This is a genomic window from Amycolatopsis ultiminotia, assembly GCF_039536925.1.
Taxonomy (GTDB): domain Bacteria; phylum Actinomycetota; class Actinomycetes; order Mycobacteriales; family Pseudonocardiaceae; genus Amycolatopsis; species Amycolatopsis ultiminotia.
This window is the reverse complement of the sequence record NZ_BAAAZN010000002.1, coordinates 397,524-419,780: the sequence shown is the minus strand read 5'-3', so window position 1 is coordinate 419,780 and position 22,257 is coordinate 397,524. Positions and strand designations below refer to the sequence as shown.

The 22,257-nt window shown below is 72.2% G+C and carries 18 protein-coding genes; 2 read left to right on the top strand and 16 right to left on the bottom strand.

What is annotated here, in order from left to right; genetic code table 11:
• Positions 1 to 24: 24 nt before the first annotated feature.
• The 7 genes from ABD793_RS06830 to ABD793_RS06800 form a co-directional block, all read right to left on the bottom strand.
• The gene (locus ABD793_RS06830; RefSeq protein ID WP_344856489.1) at positions 25 to 195 is read right to left on the bottom strand and encodes a hypothetical protein; all 171 of its coding nucleotides are present in this window, start codon (positions 193 to 195) and stop codon (positions 25 to 27) included.
• Between the two features lie 20 nt (positions 196 to 215).
• Positions 216 to 1,079, bottom strand: coding sequence for a shikimate dehydrogenase (locus tag ABD793_RS06825; RefSeq protein ID WP_344856487.1), 864 nt, complete (start codon positions 1,077 to 1,079; stop codon positions 216 to 218).
• Complete coding sequence (gene mltG, locus ABD793_RS06820; protein WP_344856485.1) at positions 1,066 to 2,640, bottom strand: endolytic transglycosylase MltG; 1,575 nt, start codon at positions 2,638 to 2,640, stop codon at positions 1,066 to 1,068. Before mltG ends, ABD793_RS06825 begins: the two co-directional genes overlap by 14 nt.
• Before the next feature lie 881 nt (positions 2,641 to 3,521).
• On the bottom strand, positions 3,522 to 4,022 hold the full coding sequence (gene ruvX, locus ABD793_RS06815) for a Holliday junction resolvase RuvX (RefSeq protein ID WP_344856483.1): 501 nt from the start codon (positions 4,020 to 4,022) through the stop codon (positions 3,522 to 3,524).
• Entirely contained in the window at positions 4,012 to 6,675 is a 2,664-nt protein-coding gene (alaS, locus tag ABD793_RS06810; protein WP_344856481.1) for an alanine--tRNA ligase, read from the bottom strand. The genes ruvX and alaS overlap by 11 nt, the downstream gene beginning before the upstream one ends.
• Before the next feature lie 97 nt (positions 6,676 to 6,772).
• The gene (locus ABD793_RS06805) at positions 6,773 to 7,075 is read right to left on the bottom strand and encodes a hypothetical protein (RefSeq protein ID WP_344856479.1); all 303 of its coding nucleotides are present in this window, start codon (positions 7,073 to 7,075) and stop codon (positions 6,773 to 6,775) included.
• Entirely contained in the window at positions 7,072 to 7,467 is a 396-nt protein-coding gene (locus ABD793_RS06800) for a DUF948 domain-containing protein (RefSeq protein ID WP_344856477.1), read from the bottom strand. The genes ABD793_RS06805 and ABD793_RS06800 overlap by 4 nt, the downstream gene beginning before the upstream one ends.
• 157 nt (positions 7,468 to 7,624) lie before the next feature.
• On the opposite strand from ABD793_RS06800, the gene ABD793_RS06795 reads away from it, so the two are divergent.
• Complete coding sequence (locus tag ABD793_RS06795; protein WP_344856475.1) at positions 7,625 to 8,539, top strand: hypothetical protein; 915 nt, start codon at positions 7,625 to 7,627, stop codon at positions 8,537 to 8,539.
• Here ABD793_RS06795 and ABD793_RS06790 read toward each other — a convergent pair.
• The 3 genes from ABD793_RS06790 to ABD793_RS06780 all read right to left on the bottom strand — a co-directional run bounded on the left by ABD793_RS06790 (position 8,523) and on the right by ABD793_RS06780 (position 11,474).
• Positions 8,523 to 9,380 (bottom strand): NAD(P)-dependent oxidoreductase, encoded by an 858-nt coding sequence (locus ABD793_RS06790; protein WP_344856474.1) that lies wholly within the window; start codon positions 9,378 to 9,380, stop codon positions 8,523 to 8,525. The two genes, ABD793_RS06795 and ABD793_RS06790, sit on opposite strands and share 17 nt — an antisense overlap.
• Before the next feature lie 17 nt (positions 9,381 to 9,397).
• Positions 9,398 to 9,949: a cupin gene (locus tag ABD793_RS06785; protein ID WP_344856472.1), complete on the bottom strand. Its 552-nt coding sequence runs from the start codon at positions 9,947 to 9,949 to the stop codon at positions 9,398 to 9,400.
• A 118-nt stretch (positions 9,950 to 10,067) separates the two neighbouring features.
• Positions 10,068 to 11,474: a replication-associated recombination protein A gene (locus ABD793_RS06780; protein ID WP_344856470.1), complete on the bottom strand. Its 1,407-nt coding sequence runs from the start codon at positions 11,472 to 11,474 to the stop codon at positions 10,068 to 10,070.
• Between the two features lie 322 nt (positions 11,475 to 11,796).
• On the opposite strand from ABD793_RS06780, the gene ABD793_RS06775 reads away from it, so the two are divergent.
• Entirely contained in the window at positions 11,797 to 12,552 is a 756-nt protein-coding gene (locus tag ABD793_RS06775) for a metallophosphoesterase family protein (protein WP_344856468.1), read from the top strand.
• Here ABD793_RS06775 and ABD793_RS06770 read toward each other — a convergent pair.
• From ABD793_RS06770 to sthA, 6 genes are all read right to left on the bottom strand, one after another.
• Positions 12,518 to 13,396, bottom strand: a complete 879-nt coding sequence (locus tag ABD793_RS06770) for an SGNH/GDSL hydrolase family protein (protein ID WP_425548657.1) — start codon at positions 13,394 to 13,396, stop codon at positions 12,518 to 12,520. The two genes, ABD793_RS06775 and ABD793_RS06770, sit on opposite strands and share 35 nt — an antisense overlap.
• 131 nt (positions 13,397 to 13,527) lie before the next feature.
• Positions 13,528 to 14,715 carry a phosphotransferase gene (locus tag ABD793_RS06765; RefSeq protein WP_344856466.1) on the bottom strand — a complete coding sequence of 396 codons (1,188 nt, stop codon included), beginning with the start codon at positions 14,713 to 14,715 and terminating at the stop codon, positions 13,528 to 13,530.
• Positions 14,716 to 14,794: 79 nt separating this feature from the next.
• Entirely contained in the window at positions 14,795 to 15,736 is a 942-nt protein-coding gene (locus tag ABD793_RS06760; RefSeq protein WP_344856464.1) for a DUF389 domain-containing protein, read from the bottom strand.
• Positions 15,736 to 17,508, bottom strand: coding sequence for an aspartate--tRNA ligase (gene aspS / locus ABD793_RS06755; protein ID WP_344856462.1), 1,773 nt, complete (start codon positions 17,506 to 17,508; stop codon positions 15,736 to 15,738). The genes ABD793_RS06760 and aspS overlap by 1 nt, the downstream gene beginning before the upstream one ends.
• Before the next feature lie 1,285 nt (positions 17,509 to 18,793).
• Complete coding sequence (locus ABD793_RS06750; protein ID WP_344856460.1) at positions 18,794 to 20,764, bottom strand: intein-containing Rv2578c family radical SAM protein; 1,971 nt, start codon at positions 20,762 to 20,764, stop codon at positions 18,794 to 18,796.
• A gap of 53 nt (positions 20,765 to 20,817) precedes the next feature.
• Positions 20,818 to 22,248, bottom strand: a complete 1,431-nt coding sequence (gene sthA / locus ABD793_RS06745) for a Si-specific NAD(P)(+) transhydrogenase (protein WP_344856891.1) — start codon at positions 22,246 to 22,248, stop codon at positions 20,818 to 20,820.
• Positions 22,249 to 22,257: the final 9 nt, after the last annotated feature.

Here is a 22,257-nt window from a genome sequence, read left to right as displayed (position 1 = left end):
GTAACCGGCACCGGTCCCGCAGGCTCACGTCCGCGCGGCGCGGGCCCGGTCGCTGATCCCGTCGATCTCGTCGTTGTTCGCGTAGTTCCGGACGTATTCCCAGACCCGCGCCGCCAGTGCCCGCTTCTCCGCCAGGTACCGCCGGATTCCTCCGGGTGCGGGCACGTAGGCGGGCTCGTCATCCGAATCGGGCACTTCGAGCAGGATGTCGAATATCAGGAAATCGGGAGGGGCAAGACGTTTTCGGTCGCCGCGCGCAGTGCGGCGCGCATCGCGGCGCGGGGTGCGGGGCGGCCGGTGAAGTGCTCGGACTGCCCGAATGCCTGGTGCAGCAACATGTCCAGCCCGGTCGCTACCCGCCCGCCGCGGGCCGCGACGGCCTCGGCCAGTGGCGTCGGCCAGGGGTGGTAGATCACGTCGAGCACGCCCGCGACGGCGGACAGCTCCCGCACGTGCGGCCGGACCGCGTCCGCCGGCACCGTGCTGACCAGCACGGCGCAGCGATCCGCCAGCTTCGCGAAGTCCACTTCGGACCAGGTCAGCACGGCCACATCGAGGCCCGCTCGCTCGGCTGCTTCGAGCGTTTCCCCGGCACGCGCCGGATCGCGCACGATCAAGTGCGCCGACGAGACGCCCAGCCCGGCCAACCCGACCACGGCCGCCGCCGCGGTCCCCCCGGCACCGAGCACCACCGCGTGGTCCCCCGGGGTGGGCGTGTAGCCGCCGGCCACGCGCAGTGCCCCGGTGACGCCTTCGACGTCGGTGCAATCGGCCAGCCAGCCGTCGGCTGTGCGCACCAGCGTGTTCGCCGCGCCGACCGCGCTCGCCCGCTCGGTGACCTCGGTGGCGTGGTCGAGCGCACGGCGTTTGCCCGGCATCGTGACCGAGAGCCCGGCCCATTCCGGGCCGAGGCCGTCGACGAACCCGGGCAGCTCGTCGGCGTCGGCCTCGAACCAGTCGTAGGTCCAGCCGGCCAGGCCGAGCGCGGCGAAGGCGGCACGGTGCAGCACCGGCGACAGCGAGTGCGCCACCGGTTTCCCGAGCACGCCGGCCCGGCGCGGCTGGTCAGTAGACGCCACGGGACTGTGCCAGCGCCTTGTTCTGGTTGTGCTCGTCGTTCGTGGCGGCGAAGCAGGAATGACCGTCCTTCTCGCACTTCACGAAGTAGACCCAGTCACCCTCCGTCGGTTGCACCGCTGCCTTGATGGCGGCGGCGCTGGGCACCGAGATCGGGGTCGGGGGCAGGCCGTAGTTCGCGTACGTGTTGTACGGGCCCGATTTGCTGCGGTCCTCGGGCTTCGTGAGCAGCGTCGGCCGGTCGAGCACGTAGTTGACGGTGGAGTCGAGCTGCAGCTGGATGCGCTGGGACAGCCGGTTGTAGATCACCCGGGAGATCTTGCCGAAGTCCGGCGTGATCGCCTCGCGTTCGACGAGCGAGGCGATGATCAGCGTCTGGTAGGGCGTCATGCCGGGGCCGGTGTTGTCCGGGCCGAGCCCGGCCGCCTGGATCGCCTCGGTGGACTGCTTCACCAGGTTCGTGATCAGCTCGGTCGCGCTCCAGCCGGGTTTGACGTCGTAGACGCCGGGTGCGATCAGGCCTTCCAGGCGTTTGTCCTTGCTGAGCGCCTTGTCCGCGCCGGCGAGCGCCCAGTCGGGCGCGCCGAGCGTCTTCAGGTCGGCATCGGCCACGGTCTTGCGCAGCTCGTCCACCGAGAGGCAGGTGTTCTTGCCGTTCAGCGTGGCGCAGGAGGCCTTCGACATCAGCGTGAACACCCCTGGCGTGACCTTGCCGCCGGGCTGGGTGATGTCGTCGAACTGGGTGTACGGACGGATCTCCAGCCGCCCGACGCGAGCCCCTGGCGAGGTGATCTGCTCGACCGCGTCCGCTCCGGACATATGCTGTTTCAGCAGGTAGTAGCCCTGCTGGATCCGGCTGAGCGCGGTGTTGTCGGCACCGGCCTTGACGAACGCCTTGGAGCTGGCGACCACACCCGCGTCGGTCAGCTTCGCCCCGATCGCCGAGGTCGAATCACCGTCCTCCACCTGCACGAGGGCGTCGCCCTGGCCGGAACCGTCGTAGTCGGCGTACCCGAAGAACTTCTGGTAGCCGTACCAGGCACCGCCGACCGCGACCAGCACGATCACAACGAGCGCGGCGATCCAGCCGAGAGCGCGTTTGCGGCGTTTGCGCGGGCGCGGTTCCTCGGGGGGGTCGTCGTCGTAGTCCCCGTCGTACTCGCCTTCGTAGTCCGCGTCGTACTCGTCGGCGTACTGCTCGTCGTCTGGGTAGCCGTCGTCGAAGAGGTCGTCGAGCTGCTCCCGGGGGTGCTCCCCGGGCAGGCTGGGGATGACCTCGGTGGGCGGTTCCGGCGGTCGCTGCCGCCGGGGTTGCGGCAGGTCGCGGCCGGCCGCGCGGGGATCGCGGGGCATCGAGGCGTCGGCGAACCGCGGGTCGCGGGGCATCGACGTCGCGGCGAACCGGGGATCCGGCGGCATCGACGGATGGCGCCCGGGGTCGGCGAAGCGCGATTCCGGCGGCATCGAACCTTCCGCGAACCGCGGATCCGGGGGCATCGAACCGTCGCGGGCGTCCGGTGGCGGGGCGGCCACGCGGCGACGGGGCGACCGCGGCGCGTTCATCGGGGGTTCGGCGCCGAGCGGGGTGCCGAGGTCCGGAGTGGGTGCCTCGCCCGGTTCCGGACGACGGCGACGACCGGGCGGCAGGTCACGGCGGCCGCCGGCGGGTGGTGGCGGTTCGCCCGGTTCGGGCCGCGGCTGCCCGGCGGCACGACGCCGGCCGGGCGGCGGCTGCCCGACATCGGCCCGACGACGGCCCGACGGGGGCTGGTCAGCACCACGAGAAGCGGATTCCCCGGCACGGCGGCGAGGCGGCAGTGCCTGCTCACCGTCCCCGGCCGGACGGCCCGGCGGCACCGGCTGGTCACCGTCCCCGCGGCCGGGCGGCGGCTGCGCACCCTGATCCGCACGACGACGACCGAGCGGCGGGGGCTGCTCACCCTCACCACGAGAGCGGCCAGGCGGCGGGGGCTGCTCACCCTCACCACGAGAGCGACCAGGCGACGGAGGCTGCTCACCCTCCGCACGAAAGTGACCGGGCGGCGGAGGCTGCTCACCCTCACCACGAGAGCGGACGGCCGGCGGCGGTTCAACGTCGGCGCGGCCGGGCGGCGGCTGCGCACCCTGACCAGCGCGACGGCGGCGGCCGCGGGCCGGGGTGCCGCTGCCGGGGGTGATGCGGCGGGGGCGGGCCCGGCGGGGTTCGCCGGGGTCGTCCGGGCGGGGTGGTTGCTCACCGGCCGGTGGCCGGGGTGCCTGGTCGCGGGGTGCGGGGCGGGGCGGGCGGCCTTCGCCGGGTGGTGGCGGTGCCGGCACCCGGGGTCCGGCCGCCGGTGGGGGCGGACCGTCGGCACGGCGGGCGCGCCGGGGCGGGGTGGCGGGCTCGGCACCCGGTTCGCGCAGCCGGCGACGGCCGCGCGGGGTTTCGGGGCCGCTTGGCTCGGTCATGAGTCGCCTTCCCGGGCGCGGTGTGCGGCGGCGGCGTCGAGCCAGGCCTGCAGGATCTCGACGGCGGCGGCCTGGTCGACCACCGCCCGCTGCTTGCGTCCCTTGACCCCCCGTTGGGACAGCATCCGGGACGCGGTGACCGTGGTCAGCCGTTCGTCCGCCAGCCGCACCGGGATCTCGCCGACCCTGGTGGCCAGTTTGCCCGCGTAGTCGAGCGCGAGGTCGGCGGCGCTGCCCTGCCGGTTCGCCAGCGTCCTCGGCAGTCCGACGATCACCTCGACCACCTCGTGTTCGGCGACGAGTTCGGCAAGCCGGTCCAGATCGCTGTCGTCCTTCGCATCACGGGAGAGGGTAACGAGCGGGCTGGCGAGGATCGGGGAGGGATCGCTCAGCGCGACTCCCACCCGGACCGAACCGACATCGACGGCAAGCCGCCTGCCGCGGCCCGGATCGGACTCTCCCGGCCGATCCGGACCGGTCCGCGGGCTAGCGGGCAACGCCGGCGACCGCCGCACGCAGCGCGGCCGCCGCCTGCTCCGCGCCGGCCGGGTTGGCGCCCCCGCCCTGGGCCATGTCCGGCTTGCCGCCGCCGCGGCCGCCGATCGCCTCGGCGAACGAGGGCACCAGCTTGCCCGCGGCAAGCCCGCGCTCGCGCGCCGCGGCGGTCGTGGCGACCACGAACGCGATCTTCTCCCCGGACGGCGAGAACAGGCCCACCACACCGGGCCGGTCGCCGATCCGGCCGCGGATGTCCGCGGCGAGCGCGCGCAGGCCGTTGCCGTCGACGTCCGGCACGACCTCGGCGACCACCGAGACGCCGCCGGCGTCGACCGCCTTGCCGGCCAGCGCGCCGGCCGAACCGAGCACCTGCCGGGTGCGCAGCTGCTCGATCTCCTTCTCCGCGTTCTTCAGCCGGGTCAGCACGTCCTCGATCCGCGAGGGCAGCTCGTCGGTGGGCACCTTGAAGGTGTTCGCCAGCTGCGAGACGAGCAGCTGCTCCTTGCGCACGTGCTTGAGCGCGTCCGGCCCGACCAGCGCCTCGACACGGTGCACACCGGAGCCGACCGACGCGTCGGACACCAGCTTCACCAGGCCCAGCTGGCCGATCCGCTCGACGTGCGTGCCACCGCACAGCTCACGCGAGTACTCGCCCATGTCGACCACGCGCACGTCGTTGCCGTACTTCTCGCCGAACAGCGCGACCGCGCCCAGTTCGAGGGCCTTGTCCTTGGTCGTGGTGTAGCTGCGCACCTCCACGTCGGTCTGCAGGTAGTCGTTGACCTCCTGCTCGACCTCGGTGAGGATGTCCGCGGACACCGCACCCGGCGTGGTGAAGTCGAACCGCATCCGGCCCGGCGCGTTGAGCGAACCCGCCTGCGCCGCGCGCTTGCCGTAGGCACCGCGCACCGCCGCGTGCACGAGGTGGGTGGCCGAATGCGAGCGCTCGATGGAGAGCCGCCGCTGCGCGTCCACCGATCCGGTCAGCGTGGTGCCGATCCCGACCTCGCCCTGGGTGACCTCGACCCGGTGCACGAACAACCCGGGCACGACCTTCTGCACGTCGAGCACCTTCAGCTCGACGCCGTCGCCGACCAGTACCCCGGTGTCGGCGATCTGGCCACCGCTTTCGGCGTAGAACGGCGTGCGGTCGAGCACCAGCTCCGCCTTGTGCCCCTCGGCGACGCTGCGCACCGGCAGGCCGTCTTCGAGCAGACCGGCGACCTTCGCGTTCGCCTGCAGCTCGGTGTAACCGAGGAAGTCGGTCTCACCGTGCTGTTCGAGCAGCTTCCGGTACTCCGACAGGTCGCCGTGGCCGCTCTTGCGCGACGCCGCGTCCGCCTTGGCGCGCTTGCGCTGCTCCCCCATCAGGGTGCGGAAGCCCTCCTCGTCGACGGACAGGCCCTGTTCGGCCGCCATCTCCAGGGTGAGGTCGATCGGGAAGCCGTAGGTGTCGTGCAGCTGGAACGCTTTGTCGCCGGCCAGCACATCGCCGCCGCCGCGCTTGGTCTCCGCCGCGGCGAGGTCGAAGATGCGCGAACCGCTGGTGAGGGTGGCGAGGAACGCCTCCTCCTCCACGCGCACCACCTCGGAAATCCGGTCGAAGCCGCTGACCAGCTCGGGATAGGTCGGGCCCATCGTGTCGCGCACGACCTTCGCGAACTCCTGCAGCACCGGTTCCTGCACACCGAGCAGCCGGGTGGAGCGCACGATGCGGCGCAGCAGCCGGCGCAGTACGTAGCCGCGGCCGTCGTTGCCGGGGGTGACACCGTCGCCGATCAGCAGCACGCCGGTGCGCGCGTGGTCGGCGATCACCCGGAACCGCACGTCGTCGGCGTGGCCCGCGCCGTACCGGCGGCCGGAGAACTCCTCGGCACGGCCGATCACCGGACGCACCAGGTCGGTCTCGTAGACGTTCTCCACGCCCTGCAGGATCGTCGCGACCCGCTCGACGCCCATGCCGGTGTCGATGTTCTTCCTCGGCAGCTCCCCGACCGGCGGGAAGCCCTGCTTCGGGCTCTGCTCACCGCGGACGTCCTGCATGAAGACGAGGTTCCAGATCTCGATGTAGCGGTCCTCGTCGGCGACCGGTCCGCCCTCGCGGCCGTAGGACGGGCCGCGGTCGTAGTAGATCTCCGAGCACGGGCCGCCGGGACCGGGCACGCCCATGTCCCAGTAGTTGTCCTTGCCGTCGCGGACCTGGATCCGCTCCGAGGGCAGGCCGGTGAGCTTGCGCCACAGCCCGGCCGCCTCGCTGTCGTGCTCGTACACGGTGGCCCAGATACGGTCGGCGGGCAGGCCGAACCCGCCGTCGTCCTGGGACCGGGTGATCAGGTCCCAGGCGTTCTCGATCGCGCCTTCCTTGAAGTAGTCGCCGAAGGAGAAGTTGCCTGCCATCTGGAAGAACGTGTTGTGCCGGGTGGTCTTGCCCACCTCGTCGATGTCCGGCGTGCGCACGCACTTCTGCACCGAGGTCGCGCGCGGGTACGGCGGCGGCACCTCGCCGAGGAAGTACGGCTTGAACTGCACCATGCCGGCGTTGACGAACAGCAGGTTCGGATCGTCGAGGATCAGCGGCGCACTCGGCACCCTGGTGTGTCCGCGGCGCTCGAAATGGCGCAGGAAACGGTCGGTGATCTCGTGTGTGTTCACGGGTCTAGTCCTCAGGCTGGGCCCGGCACCGGATACCGGGGTGCCGGGAAAAGGCGGGAAACGACGACGGCGACGGCGGAGGGCGAGCGCGGGCGGATCAGCCCTCCGCCCGGCGAGCTCGCCGGACGGGGCGCTGGGCGGCGTGCCGGCCCTCGGCCGCGGGCGGCGCGGTGAAGCCGGTGCGTTCCTCGACCATGTCGTGCAGCTCCTGTTCCCGTTCGCTCATCCCGGCGCGCACCTCGGCGCCGAACGAACCGACGGCGCCCGCGAGTTCCCGCACGGCGTCGCCCAGGTTCGATGCTAACCCGGCAGGCGTGGCCTGACGAGCGGCTTCCCCTGCCCTGCGGCTGAGCGCGATCCCGGCGACGATGCCCGCGCCGAGCCAGAAGAGGCGTTTCACTTCTTCCTCCGGCGGGCCGTGCGCTGCGCCTTCTCGTCCTGCTTCTTGCGGCGCGCGCGGATCGCCTTGCTGAGCCCGTAGGACAGTGCGGCGGTCTTCACCAGCGGACCGCCGAGCGTCGCGGTGAACACCGACGAGAGCGCGGAGACGTTGCCGCTCACCGCCTGCGCGTTCGAGGTGATCCCGTCCACGCGCTCCAGCTGGGTGTTCACGTGCGTGATGGTCTCGTTGGCGCCGAGCAGCAGCGGATCGCTGTTCTCGTGTGCCTTGCGGATCGCGATGGTGGCCTCGTCCAGCGTGCGGCCGAGCTTCAGCAGCGGGATCGCGAGCAGCACGACCAGCAGTACGAAAGCACCTGCGGCGATCAGCGCGGCGATCTGCCCTGCCGACACGGGCCCTCCTCGGGTGGTGCGGGGTCTGCGAGTGCCAGAGAGGTTACCGCCTGGCCCGCCGTTCGCCGGGTTCGCCCCGCCGCTGTGGTCACGCACTGCAGCCATCCGGGCGGAAAACCGTTCGCAGCCGCTCCACCGGCGCTGATAAAGACGGGGGATGGAACGCGCGGACGACAGGGGACCGCTGGCGCGGGTGCTCGCCGGGCCGGGCGGCGCGGCGGCCGAGGTGCTCACCGGATTGCCCGGTGCGGACCTCACCACGCTGCAGCTGGAGGTGGCCCGGCGCCGCGCCGCCCGGCTGCGCGGTCCGGACGTGCTGCGCCGGTACCGCGGCGACCGGTTCACCGCGCCCGCGCCACTGCCGTTCGACCTGCTCCGGCGGGTCGAGGACGATGTGCTCGGCGCGGTGCCCGCGGAGTTCGAGCGGGTCCAGCTGGCCCCGCTCACCCCGCTCGGCACGCATTCCGTGGTGGCCGGACTCGCCCAGCACCGCGTGGTCACCACGGCCAGGGGCACCGAGGTGGCCGCCGATCCCACGAACGGGCTGGCGCTGGAGGCCGCGGTCCGCCGCACCGGAGCGGAACCGGTCCGGCTCGCCACCGTGCAACGAGTCGTGCGCGCGCAACTGCCGCCCGGCCCCGGGTTCTTCGCGCACTTCTCGCTGTTCGCCGCGGTCACCGCGGGGCGGGACCGTGGCGGGCTGGCGTTCGAGCGCACCCATCTGCTGGAGCACGCCCGGTTCCTCACCGCCGCGGTCCGGGCCGCCGGGGCGCATACGGCCGGGCTGCTGGTGACCGCGTTGGACCCGAAGTTCGCCGGATTCGCCGACGAACTACGTGCCGAGCTGCCGGAGAACGCGGTGCACGAGCACCCGGACCGCGCCATCGGCCGGGACTACTACGAAGGTCTGTGCTTCACCGTGACCGCCGACTTCGGCGCGGGCCCGGCCGAGGTCGGCGACGGCGGCTTCACCCGGTGGACCGCGCGGCTGCTCGGGAACGCCAAGGAACGGCAGCTGATCTCCGGCGTCGGCGTGGACCGGATCGCCGTGCTGCTCAACGAGGTTCCCTGACGATCGCCTCGTACAGCGCGGCCATGTCGTCCGCGCCGTGGCCCGCCTCGACCGCGGCCCGCAGGTGCGTGAGCGCCGCACCGACCCCCGCAACGTCGGCGGTGTCCCCGGCGGCGTCGACGACCAGGCTCGCGTCCTTCGCCGCCAGTGACGTGGGGAAGCTGGCCGGGTAGTCGCCGGAAAGCATCAGCGGGCCCTTCATCCGGGCGTAGCCGACGTCGAACGCGGTGCCCTCCATGACGTCGAAGAACAGCTGCGGGTCGACGCCGAGTGCCTTGGCCAGCCCGAGGCTTTCGCCGGTGGCGTTCGTGAGTGCGAGGATCCAGGAGTTCATGACGAGTTTGAGCCGGGTCGCGACGCCCGGTTCGGTACCCAGCCACCGGGTACGCGAACCGATCGCGCCGAACACCGGCTCGGCCCGGTCGTGCACGTCGTCCGGCCCGGCCGCCAGCACCTGCAGCTGCGCCTGTTCGGCGGGCACCTTCGTGCCCATCACCGGGCAGTCGACGAACGGCACGCCCGCCTCGTCCGCAGCCTGGGCCAGCTTGCCCACCCATTCGAGGCCGACAGTGCTCGTCTGCAGCCACACCGTGCCCGGCGCGGGCGCGGCGGCGGCGAACACCTCGGCGACCGTGGGACCGTCCGCCAGCATGGTCACCAGCAGATCCGCGCCCTCGACCGCCTCCTGCGGAGAACCGGCGACCACCGCCCCTTCACCGGCCAGCGATTCGGCCTTCGCCGCCGTGCGATTCCAGACCCGCACGTCGAGCCCGGCCCGAACGAGGTTCGCGGCCATCGGATGCCCCATGATCCCGGTACCGAGAAAGGCGAGAGTGCTCATCCCGCCATGATCCCCCTTCAGCGGCTGAGCGCAGGCCAGGCGGAGCTGCGCTCGGCGACGAGGGTGTCGAAATCGGGGAAATCGGTCGTCACCACCGGCTCGGGCGGGCTCGCCGCCGCGGCCGCGGCCGGGTGCCGGACCCGGATCGTCACGTGCTCGGGCCGCAGGCCGCCGTCGTGCCAGTGCCGGGTGTGCGCCGGGATGGTCAGCAGGTCACCGGGCTCGCACAGCACCGCAAGCACCTTCTTGCCGGTGTGCAGGTACCAGACCGCGGAACCGTGCACGAAGAACCGGTCCTCGTCGCCGTTCGAGGTGCGCTCGGCCAGTCCGGGCTCCCCGGAGAGCACCTCCACCGCGTGGTAACCCGCTCCGGTGATGCGGGCGTCGATGCGTTCGCGGTACCGCGCGAGCACCTCGGCCTCCGCCGCACCCGGCTCGAGGTCCGCCGTCGGCCAGCGGGAGAAACCGGCACCGGACCGGCCGAGCTCGGCCACGATCGTCGCGGTGTCCTCGGTCCGCAGCAGCACGTGCCCCGGCTGGTCGTCGGGCCACACCGTCAGCAGCGTCATCGCCACCCCCTCCGTCACAGGGGATCAACCGGCGCCGCGCGCGAGCATTCCCCCTGGAACCGTTATACGGAAGAAAGTGGCGTGCTTCACGGCCGTTCCAGCGCGCGGGAAGCGGTGCTCAGCGCTCTCCCCGGATGGTGCGGCGCAACCGGGGCACCCGCTCGGCCAGCGGACGTTCCCCGCCACGCTGGGTGGGCTGGTAGTAGTCGTGGCCGACCAGCTCGTCCGGCGGGTACTGCTGGGCCAGCACCCCTTCCGGCACGTTGTGCGGATACCGGTAACCCTGCGCGTTGCCGAGCTTCTTCGCACCCGCGTAGTGCCCGTCGCGCAAGTGCGCAGGCACCGTGCCTGCCGAGCCTGCGCGGACGTCGGCCAGCGCCGAGTCGATCGCGGTGACCACCGCGTTGGACTTCGGTGCGGTGGCCAGGTGGATGGTCGCCTGTGCGAGCGCGAGCCTGCCTTCGGGCATGCCGATGAACTGCACCGCGTGCGCCGCGGCGACGGCGGCCTGCAGCGCACTCGGATCGGCCAGCCCGACGTCCTCACTCGCGTGCACCACCAGGCGGCGGGCGAGAAACCGCGGGTCCTCCCCCGCCTCGATCATCCTCGCCAGGTAGTGCAGCGCAGCGTCCACGTCCGAACCGCGGATCGACTTGATGAACGCGCTGATCACGTCGTAGTGCTGGTCGCCGTCGCGGTCGTAGCGCACCGCTGCCTTGTCCACAGTGGACTCGACGATGGCGAGGTCGATGGTCTTGTGCTCGGTGGCCGCGGCCGCGTCGGCCGCGGCCTCCAGCGCGGTGAGCGCCCGCCGGGCGTCGCCGCCTGCCAGCCGCACCAGGTGGGCCCGCGCGTCCTCGGTGAGCGTGAGCTCGCCGGCCAGCCCGCGTTCGTCGGCCAGCGCCCGCTCCAGCAGCGCCGCGATGTCGTCGTCGGTGAGCGAGCGCAGCTGCAGCACCAGCGACCGGGACAGCAGCGGGGAGACCACGGAGAACGACGGGTTCTCGGTGGTCGCGGCCACCAGCAGCACCGTGCGGTCCTCGACCGCGCCGAGCAGCGCGTCCTGCTGGGTCTTGGAGAACCGGTGCACCTCGTCGATGAACAGCACGGTGTTCTCGGTGTTGTAGAGCCGGCGGCGACGGGCCTCCTCGATCACCCCGCGGACCTCCTTGACGCCTGCCGACAGCGCGGACATCGCGACGAACCGGCGTCCGGTGGCGATGGAGACCAGGTTGGCGAGCGTGGTCTTCCCGGTGCCGGGCGGCCCGTAGAGCAGCACGGATGCCGGCGCAGCCCCTTCGACCAGCCGGCGCAGCGGCGCCCCCTCGCGCAGCAGGTGCTGCTGCCCGACCACCTCGTCGAGCGTGCGCGGGCGCATCCGCACCGCGAGCGGGGAGCTCGCCGGATCGGCCTGCGGTTCGGCCGCCCGCCCGGCGCTGCCCGCCGCATCCGCGCCGCCCGCGTCGGCAGGCTCCGGTGCCGGCCCCAGATCCGGGTTCACCGTGAAGAGTTCGTCCTGTGCCACGACCACGACGGTAACCGACCGCTCCGACATTCCCGCTGGCCCGGCCCGCATCACGCGCGTTACCGCGGCGTGACCGAAAAGACGGATCCGGTCACCCGGTCACTCCAGACAAGGCCGAACCAAGCGGAGACGAACCCTTCGAGCCCATCCGGTGAGCCCGATCCTGCCGCCGCACGCGCTGCGGCGGACGACCTGCCGGCGCTGCTCGGCAAGTGTCTCGAGGACGCCGACGACAAGATCTACCGCGCCGAGCCGGCTGAAGCACCGTGCGCCGTCAGCGAACCCGCTTCGCGGGCGGTGCGTGGTCGGGCAGGCTGAGCTGATGGTGTCCACGGTCGCAGTGCTGTCCGACATCCACGGCGTCCTTCCGGCGCTCGACGCGGTCCTGGCCGAACCGGACGTGGCCGCGGCGGACGTCGTGGTGCTGTGTGGTGATCTGGCCGCCGGGCCGCTGCCGCGGCAGACCCTCGACCGGCTCACCGCGCTCGGCGACCGGGCAGTGTGGGTACGCGGCAACGCCGACCGGGAACTGGTCACACTCGCCTCCGGCGGGGACACCGCGATCCCGGACCCGATCGCGCCGTGGGCCGCGCGGCAACTGCGTCCGGACCAGGTGGCGGTCCTCGCCACGCTGCCGCTCTCGGTCACCCTGGATGTGTCCGGGCTGGGCGAGGTGCTGTTCTGTCACGCCACCCCGCGTGACGACGAGGAAGTGGCGCTTGTGGACAGTCCGCCCGCCCGGTGGGCGGAGGTGCTCGCCGGGACCACCGCGGAAACCGTGGTGTGCGGGCACACCCACATGCCGTTCGTCCGGCTCGCCGACCGGCGCCGGATCGTCAACCCGGGCAGCGTCGGAATGCCTTACGGCACAACGGGTGCGCACTGGGCACTGCTCGGACCGGGGGTCCAGCTGCGGCGCACCGCGTTCGACCCGGAACTCGCCTGCCAGTACCTGACGAAGACATCCGGGTATCCGGAAATCGGTGTGTGGGCCGAGGAATTCGTCCGGAATCCGGTCTCCGATCTGGAGGCGTTGCGCGTGTTCAGCCCCCGTGCCCGCGGAACGAACGCCACATGATCACCGCGGCGTAGGGCAGGAACTCCCGGCCACGCCGCCACAACCACGGCACACCCTTCGCCACGAGCCAGCCGACGTGCCCCGCGGTACTCGGCGCCACACCGCCGGAGCAGGTCAGGCTCACCGGCTCCGGCACTGCGAAACCCGCGTCCGCGAGCAGCGCCGTGAACCCCAGTGCCAGCATCCGGTGCCCCAGTTCGGACGGGTGCAACCGGTCCACGCTCCACGCCGGAAGGTCATACGCCCCAGGCAGGGTGTCGAGGTCGAGGCAGGCGATCCGCTCCGCTTCGACCACGCCGTCGATCGCGGCGTTGAGTTCCGCGACGCGTGCGCTCAGCGCCCGCTTCAGTGCCCGCGGCAGGCGGAAAACCTTGCTGTGGTCGTGGAATCGGACCGGGAGCACGATGGTCCCCGCGGCAGTGAGCGCACGGACGATCCCGGTGAGGTCGGCGGCAATCCGGTCCGCGTCGAAGTCCGGCCGCAGTGTGTCGTTCATGCCGACCACGACCAGCGCGACGTCCGGCCGGTGTGCGAGCGCGGCAGGCAGCTGCTCCGTGCGCACGCACTTCATCCGCGCGCCGGTGAACGAGGGGTTCAGATAGCCCTCCTCGCCGACGCCGAGTGCGGCCGCCACGAGCGGGCCGACCCCGCGCCATCCGCCGCGGCGCGGCAGCGGATCGCCGAGGCCGACGGCCGTCGAATCGCCCAGCACCACGAGCCGCGTCGCCCGGCGGAGCTCGGCGGGCAGTGCGGGGGCGGGTCCGGGAGCGGCGGGCTCGGGGACCGGCGGGGAGCCGGAAGCGGGCTGCGCGGCTGGGGTGACTCCGACGCTGATCACGGTCACCCCATGACCATCGGGCACCGAAACTCACCCCTGGTGATGGCGAGGTAACGCGGTATGGACGAGGCCGGGAACTTCCGGTACCCGGACCGTCCGCGCCGTCCCGCGGTGCCCGTTGTGGGAGGAGTGCCCGGTTACCGGAACGCGGGGTAGAACGCGAGGTCCGCGTGCGGGCCCAGCCGGGCGCCGAGTGCGGCGGCCACCCGCGTGGCGTGCTCGGCCACGTCGGTGTGCCGGGCGTAACCGGCGTGCTTGGCCAGTTCCCGCCACCAGGTGACCAGCGCGGCCTCGCGGCTCACCGGCGTGGCGTGCCGGGTCAGATCGAGCCGGGGCAGCATCTCGCGGGTGATCAGCCACACCAGCAGCAGCTCGCTGACGGTCAGCTGTTCGGCCAGCTCGGTGTCGTCGGCGAACGACGGCCACACCGAGACCACCTCGGCCCGCCAGGCGGCGATCATCGCCTCGCTCATCCCGGCGGGCAGCGCGAGTGCGTCCGGGCAGGAGGCGAACGGCAGCCGCAGGCACGCCGCGTCGACCAGTGCGGTGCGCACCCGTCCTCGTTCGAAATCGAGGAATCGCACGCCGGATCCGGTCACCAGGTTGTTGTCCGGGCTCAGCTCCGCCGGGCTGAACGCACGGAACGCCGCCGTTTTCGCCTGCGCGACGGCCGCGGCGAGGCGCTCGTGCACCGCGTCCGGCACGGTCACACCCAGCAGCTCGGCCAGCATCGGCGGCACCTCGGCGGTCCGCGCCGCGAGGTCGGGTTCCTCGATCCGGGCCGGTCCGCCGAGCCGGCGCAGCAACGCGTTGAAGTCGGCTTCGCGGCTGGCTGTGCTCGCGTGCAGCCGCCCGAGCGAACGTGCCCAGGACAGCAGGGCGCGTTCGGCCGCCCGCGAGTCCCGCGTGGTGAGCTTGTCCTGCAGGGTCGGCGCGCGGCCGAGGTCCTCGATCACGAGCACGCGGTCCTTGCCGTCGTGCGCGAGCAGCTCCGGGCACATCCGCTCGTCCGGCGCCAGCGCGGTGAACAGCTGGTAGCTGACCGCTTCCTGGGCGAACGGATCGCCGTGGCCCGGTTCCGGCTGGTCCGGGTAGTGCTTGACCACGAGGGTGCGCGGCAGCGCGAACGACGACGACACCACGCGGGCCCGCACCACCGTCGCGGGACCGCTGCCCACGAGGTGCTCCGGCGACACGAGCGTGATCGCGCTGCCGAAACGGCGTGACAGCACCGCCTCGCCCGCCCCGACCGCCGCGGCGACGGCGAGTTCCCCGGCTCCCGCCCGGACTCCCGCATCCCCGGAGGAGGAGGTCTCGACTGTCATTGGCACCGACCCTACTCGTGACTGTGCAACCATGACCACCAGCTTCTCCGACAGCAGGACGTGAACCGCGCGTTCTTCTTCACCCTCGCGAAAGCGGACGTAACAACGCCGCGGAGCGTTGCTTGCGGCGGCGAAAGATCAGCACAATGGCCGCAGCGAGCACGATCCCGGCCAGGTTCACCAGCAGCTGCAGCAGCGAGAACCCGGCCCGGTCCCAGCGCCCGGCGATCGCCGCGACCACCACGTATCCGGCGGCGGGCACCGTGGTGACCGAGATGAACACCCCGACCAGCGCGGCGGACTTCGCCGAGGTCATCGCGAGCATGCCCGCGGCACCGGCCAGCAGCGCGACCACGAACGACACCGCGCCGACCTGGTAGACGAAGTCGACCTCGTGGTTGTTCACGATCGCCGCCGGGTCGAAGATCCCGGCCGCGCCGCCGAGCAGCACCCCGGCGAAGGTCAGCGCCATCGCCACCGGGAACCCGGCGAGCAGCGCGAACCCGGCCCGGCGAGCCAGATCCCACCGGCGCAGCACGATTCCCACCGCGATCGCGGCAAGCGGGCCGAACTCCGGACCCACCACCATCGCGCCGACGACGGTGACCGGCGAATCGGTCAGCATCCCGGCCGCGGCCAGCAGGCAGGCGATCGCGAGGAACGCCTGAAAGGTGGCGTTCCACCGGGATTCCTCCCCGGTCCGGCCGAGCAGTTCCTGCCACACCACGGCGTCCGCGGCCGCACCCGGCGCCGATTCCTCCGCGGCGTCGGCCGCGTCGGACAGCGCGGTGTCCAGCGCCTCGATGGTGATCCCGCCGGAGTGGTCGAGACCGAGCCCGCACAGCGCGTCGACGATCTCGTCGGCGGCCTCGCGGGCCACGTCGGCCTCGACGAGATCGCCTTCCGGGGCCAGGGCCACCCCGCGGTGCAGGATCAGGTGCGCGATGCCCGGGTGGTGGCGCAGCAGATCCACCGCCTCGGCGGTGCGTTCCGGCGGGCACACCGCCCGCAAGTGCAGCACTACTTCGTCGGTGCCGGCGGCTTCGTGTCGATCCCGGCTTCCTTGCGCTGCTGTGTGGTGATCGGCGCGGGTGCGGCGGTGAGCGGGTCGTAACCGCCGCCGGTCTTCGGGAACGCGATGACCTCACGCAGCGATTCGGCGTGCGCCAGCAGCATCACGATGCGGTCCCAGCCGAATGCGATGCCGCCGTGCGGCGGGGCGCCGAACTGGAAGGCATCGAGCAGGAAGCCGAATTTCTCCTGCGCCTCCTCCTCGCCGAGGCCCATCAGCGCGAAGACCCGCTTCTGCACGTCCTCGCGGTGGATACGGATCGAACCACCGCCGATCTCGTTGCCGTTGCAGACGAGGTCGTAGGCGTAGGCGAGCGCGTTGCCGGGATCCTGCTCGAACTTGTCGATCCACTCCGGGGTGGGCGAGGTGAACGCGTGGTGCACCGCGGTCCACTTGCCGGAGCCGACCGCCACGTCGTCGCCGATCTCCTCGACCGGCGCGAACAGCGGCGCGTCCACGACCCACACGAACGACCAGGCGTTCTCGTCGATCAGGCCGAGCCTGCGGCCGATCTCGTCCCGTGCGGCGCCGAGCAGCGGCTGCGCGCTGCCGGGCTTGCCGGCGGCGAAGAAGATGCAGTCACCGGGCTTCGCGCCGGCGGCCTGTGCCACGTTCTCCCGCTCGGCCTCAGACAGGTTCTTCGCGACCGGGCCGCCGAGCGTGCCGTCCTCGTTGACCAGGATGTAGGCGAGGCCCTTCGCCCCGCGCTGCTTCGCCCACTCCTGCCACGCGTCGAGCTGGCGGCGCGGCTGGTCCGCGCCACCGGCCAGCACGACCGAACCGACGTAGGGCGCCTGGAACACGCGGAACGGGGTGTCGGCGAAGAACTCCGTCATCTCGGTGATCTCGAGGTCGAAGCGCAGGTCCGGTTTGTCCGAGCCGTACTTCGCCATCGACTCGCGGTAGGTGATGCGCGGGATCGGGCGCGGGATCTCGTGCCCGATCAGCTTCCACAGCGCGGACACCACGGCCTCGCCGACCGCGATCACGTCGTCCTGCTCGACGAAACTCATCTCGATGTCGAGCTGGGTGAACTCGGGCTGGCGGTCGGCGCGGAAGTCCTCGTCGCGGTAGCAGCGAGCGATCTGGAAGTAGCGCTCCAGCCCGCCGACCATGAGCAGCTGCTTGAACAGCTGTGGCGACTGCGGCAGCGCGTACCAGGAACCGGGCTTGAGCCGGGCCGGGACCAGGAAGTCGCGCGCGCCCTCCGGGGTGGAACGGGTCAGCGTCGGCGTCTCGACCTCGACGAAGTCCTGCTCGTGCAGCACCGCGCGGGCGGCGCGGCTGACCTCGCTGCGCAGCCGGATCGCTGCGGCCGGCCCGCTGCGGCGCAGGTCCAGGTAGCGGTAGCGAAGCCGGACCTCCTCGCCGACGTCGACCCGGTCGTCGATCGGGAACGGCAGCGGCGCCGCCTCGGACAGCACCTGCAGCTCGGTGGCGAGCACCTCGATGTCGCCGGTGGGGATCTCCGGGTTCGCGTTGCCCGCGGGCCGCTGCGCGACCTCGCCGGTGACCTGCACGCAGAACTCCGACCGCAGCGCGTGCGCCCGCTCGGCCATCGCACCCTCGCGGAACACGACCTGCGAGACGCCACTGGCGTCACGGAGATCGATGAAGATGACCCCGCCGTGATCGCGCCGCCGGGCCACCCAGCCGGTGAGGGTGACGGTCTGACCGGCCTGCCCGGCACGCAAGGTACCGGCTTCATGAGTGCGGAGCACTGCGACTGCTCTCCTTAAGCCCACGGGGTCGCCGACGTTTCGCGCCGACACGTTTTTCGCCGAACACAGAGGCTAACGAACCCCCCACCGAGCACCGCGACCAGGTTTGACTCCTCCCGCCCCTGCCCCCCGCCTGGGCCCGCCCCCAGCGGGACCTCGCAACACCGACCGTGCCCGGCCGAACCGGAGCGGGGCGGTCCGGAGCAGTCCGGAGCTGGCGGGGCGGACTTGGCGGGGCGGACTCGAGTCGGCCGGGGGGTTGGCCCCGGTGGGCAGGGTGGGGTGGAATCGGCCCCCGGTGGGCAGGGCCGACCGGAGTCAGCCGGGAGCCGGCCCGACTGGGCAGGGTCGACTGGGCAGGGTCAGTCCCGGCCCAGCCGGGATGGACGCGGCCCGCTCCACGCGGCCACCCCCGACCGAACTCAGCCGACCGGACGAGGCTGGCTCGTCCCGGCTCAATCGGCCCGGACAGCTCAATCGACCCGACCGGGACGGACGCCGCTCCCACCACGCAGCCACCCCCGACCGAACTGAGCCGGACCGGACGGCGCCCGTCCCGGCTCAATCGGCCCGGTCGACTCGACCAGGCCAGCCTCGTTCCGACCGAGCCCGGCCCGGCTGGACTGGACTGGGTTCGACCCGCCCAGCTCGGCCAAACCGGACCCGACCAAGCACGACGCAGCTCTGGCCGATTGAATTCGGCTCCGCCGGGCTGGCGGAACTCGGCTGGGCTGGGCCCGGTGGGCCGGGTTCGACCCAGCTGGGCTCGGCTGGCCCCAGCACGACGTGGCTCGACCCGACTGAACTCGGCTGGACTGGGCCCGGCGGGCTGGGCTCGATCCAGCTGCGCTGGACTCGGCCCGGCTGGACTCGGCTCGACCCGCCCAGCTCGGCCAAGCCCGACCCGACCAAGCACGACGCAGCTCTGGCCGATTGAACGGGGCTGGGTATGGCACCGGCAGGACTCGGCTGGACCGGGCCCGGCGGGCTCGGCTCGATCCAGCTGGACTCGGCTGGGCTCGGGGCTCGGGGCTCGGGGCTCGGGGCTCGGGGCTCGGGGCTCGGGGCTCGGGGCGCCAGTTCGCCAGAACCGCGGCGTCGCCGCACCGTGACGGTTCGGCACCGCGGCGATTCGGCACCGCGGCGATTCGGCACCCGGCGATTCGGCACTCCGGCAATTCAGCACCGCAGCGATTCGGCACCGCGGCGGTTTGGCACCCCGGCGGTTCAGCACCCCGGCGGTTCTATGCCTCGGCGGTTCGGCGTGTCCGGGCGGCGTCGGTGGTCACAGCAGTCGCAGTTGTTCCGGCTTCTCTGGTTGTGGTGTCGGGGGTTGGTGGTGGCCGGGGTCGGAATCGGGGCCGCTGTCCGTGTCGGAGCCTGGGACGGAACCGGAACCGGGGCCGGACCCGGGGCCGGGGCCGGAGCCGGGGCCGGGATCCAGGCCGTGGCGGCGAAGTAGCGGGCCGGCTCGGCTTGCGAGTCGTTGGCGGTAGCCGGGGTCGACGTAGCTGCCTCGGGAGTACAGCCGGCGGTAGCGGGGGACGAGTGCCGGGTATTTCCGGCCCAGCCAGGAGGCGAACCATTCGCGGGCGCCGGGTCTCAGGTGCAGGGGCAGCACGGTCGCGCTGGTCGCGCCTGCGGCGGCGAGTTCGGCGAACAGCGCGTCGAGTGCGTCGGCCGAATCCGTGAGGTACGGCAGCACCGGGGCGACCATCACCGAACACGGCAACCCGGCCGCGGCGGCCTTGCGCACCAGATCCAGCCGCGCACGGGGGCTGGGCGTGCCCGGCTCCAGCCGGCGTTGCACCTCGCGGTCGAGCAGCGCCAGCGACACCGACAGGCGGACCGGGACGTCCTTGACCGCCGACCCCAGCAGCGGCAGGTCGCGGCTGAGCACCGTGCCCTTGGTGAGGATCGACAACGGGGTCCCGGACTCCGCCAGTGCACGGACGATGCCGGGCATCAGCCGGTAGCGGCCCTCGGCCCGCTGGTACGGGTCGGTATTCGTGCCCATCGCCACCGGCTCGCGGCGCCAGCCGGGGCGCTTCAGCTGGGCGGTGAGCACCTCGGGTGCGTTGACCTTGACCACGACCTGGGTGTCGAAATCCCGTCCGGCGTCGAAGTCGAGGTAGGTGTGCGTGTTGCGGGCGAAGCAGTTGTGCGACACCACCCCGTCGGCCACGAAATCGCCGGTGCCGGTGGTGATGTCGAACAGCGGCAGCTCCAGTCCCAGCGGCTCGACCGCGGCCACCGCCCGCCGCACCGAGCCGATCACGGTGCCCTCCAGCGACCGCTTCCACGCCACCGCCGGATCGGTGAGGTGCAGGAACCGCAGCACCTCGCCGGTACCGCCGGTCAGCCGGGCCTGCCGCCTGCCGGGGTGGCTGCGGTGCCCGACCGTCTCGTAGCCGAAGGAAAACCGGTCCAGCGCGGCGAACAACGTGTCCACCACCTCGGTCTCGTCGTGTGCGAGGGACAGCATCCCGCGCCGGTACCCGCCGGCGAGGTCGAACAGCCCGGCCAGGAACCCGCGTGCCCAATGCGCGTCCGGCTCCCGCGGGATCCGCATGAACCCCACCGACGATCCGAAGTCCGGCAGGTACCCGAGCGCCCGCGCGGCCGCGTCCGGCTCCGCGGCGAACCCGCCGGAGCGCAGCATTCCGCACAGGTACCCGGCACGGTAGCCGAGCGTGTCGTCCGGCGGGCGCGCGAACCGGCCGGGACCGACCAGCTCCACCCCCGGCGAGAGGTGCGGCCGCTGCGCGGTGCCGAACCTGCTGCCGCGGACGTACTTCCAGCCACGTGCGCTGAGGAACCGGTGGTCGGCACCGGCCACGAGCCGGGTTCCGTCTTCCAGCGTGATCCGGTAGGCCTCGCGCACCGTGCTCCACTGCGCGAGCACCTCCGTGGGCACCAGGCGGCGCGCGACGCCGTGGCCACGCGTGCCGAGGATCCGGTCGCCCTCGCGCAGCTCGGCGATCGGCTTCGCCCGCCCGTCGGCCATCAGCACCGGGGTTTCCCCCTCGAGGCAGTACGTGCACGCGTGGGAGCAGCCCCGGTACGGGTTGACCGACCACCGGAACGGCACCATCGACGCGTCCGGCACCCGGTTCAGCACCGACCGGGCCCGCACCTCGTGGAACGTGATCCCGCCGAACTCCGGCGCCCGCACCGTCCGCACGGCCTCGCCGAACCCGGTGAGTCCGGGCAGGACCGGCTCTCCCTCCCCCGCTCGCAGCTGTTCCCATCGCACACATCAAGTCGAACACATGTTCTAATGGGTGTCAAACACACGTTCGAACGACATCAGGCGGGGAACTGCTCCAGCGCACGGATCTTGTTGGTCGCGTCGAGTGCGGCCACCTTGTAGGCCTCGGACAGCGTCGGATAGTTGAAGACGGCGTCGACCAGGTAGTCCACCGTGCCGCCGCAGCCCATCACGGCCTGCCCGATGTGCACGAGGTCGGTGGCGCCGGTGCCGAAGACGTGCACCCCGAGCAGCTTCCGGTCGGTGGTGGACACGAGCAGCTTGAGCATCCCGTAGCTGTCCCCGGTGATCTGCCCGCGCGCCAGCTCGCGGTACCGCGAGATGCCGACCTCGTACGGCACCGACGACGAGGTCAGCTGTGCCTCGGTGGCACCGACGTAGGAGATCTCCGGAATCGTGTAGATCCCGATCGGCTGCAGCGCGCCGAGCCCGTTGGCCGGTTCGCCGAACGCGTGGTAGGCGGCCAGCCTGCCCTGATCCATCGAGGTGGCGGCCAGCGCGGGGAACCCGATCACGTCGCCGACCGCGTAGACGTGCGGCACCTCGGTGCGGTAGTACTCGTCGACCTCGAGCCTGCCGCGCGCATCGGCGGCCAGACCCGCGTTCTCCAGCCCCAGCTCGCCGGTCATGCCCTGGCGACCGGCCGAGTACATCACCGCCTCCGCCGGGATCCGCTTGCCGCTCACCAGGGTGGTCACCGTGGCGTCCGCGGACACCGCCACGTTCGACACCTTTTCCCCGAACCGGAACGTCACGCCCAGGTCGCGCAGCTGGAACTTCAGCGATTCCACGATCTCCGGATCGCAGAAGTCGAGCATCTGCTCGCGCTGCTCCACCACGGTCACCCGCGAACCGAGCGCGGCGAACATCGACGCGTACTCGATGCCGATCACGCCTGCCCCGACCACCACCAGCGACGAAGGGATCTCCTCCAGCCGCAGCACCTCGTCGGAGTCGAGCACCCGCGCGGCGTCGAAGTCGACGTGGCCCGGCCGCGCCGGCCGGGTCCCGGTGGCGATCACGATGTGGTCGCCGGTGACCGTGCGCCGGTCGCCGGGATGGCGACCGTCCACCACCACGGTGTGCGGATCGGCGAACGTTCCGGTGCCCGCGATCAGGTCGACGTGGTTGCGCAGCAGCTGTGCGCGCACCACCTGCACCTCGCGGCCGATGACGTGCTGGGTGCGGGCCATCAGATCGGCGATGGTGATGTCCTGTTTGACCCGGTAACTCGCGCCGTACAGTTCGCGCTGGTTCATCCCGGTCAGGTAGAGCACCGCTTCGCGGAGTGTCTTGGACGGGATCGTGCCGGTGTTGACGCACACCCCGCCCACCATGTCGTGCCGGTCGACGACCGCCACTTTCTTCCCCAGTTTCGCGGCCGCGATGGCAGCCTTCTGCCCGCCGGGACCGGAACCGATGACGATGAGGTCGTACTCGTGTTCACTCACGCGAGTGAGCCTGCGCATTGCGGCGGG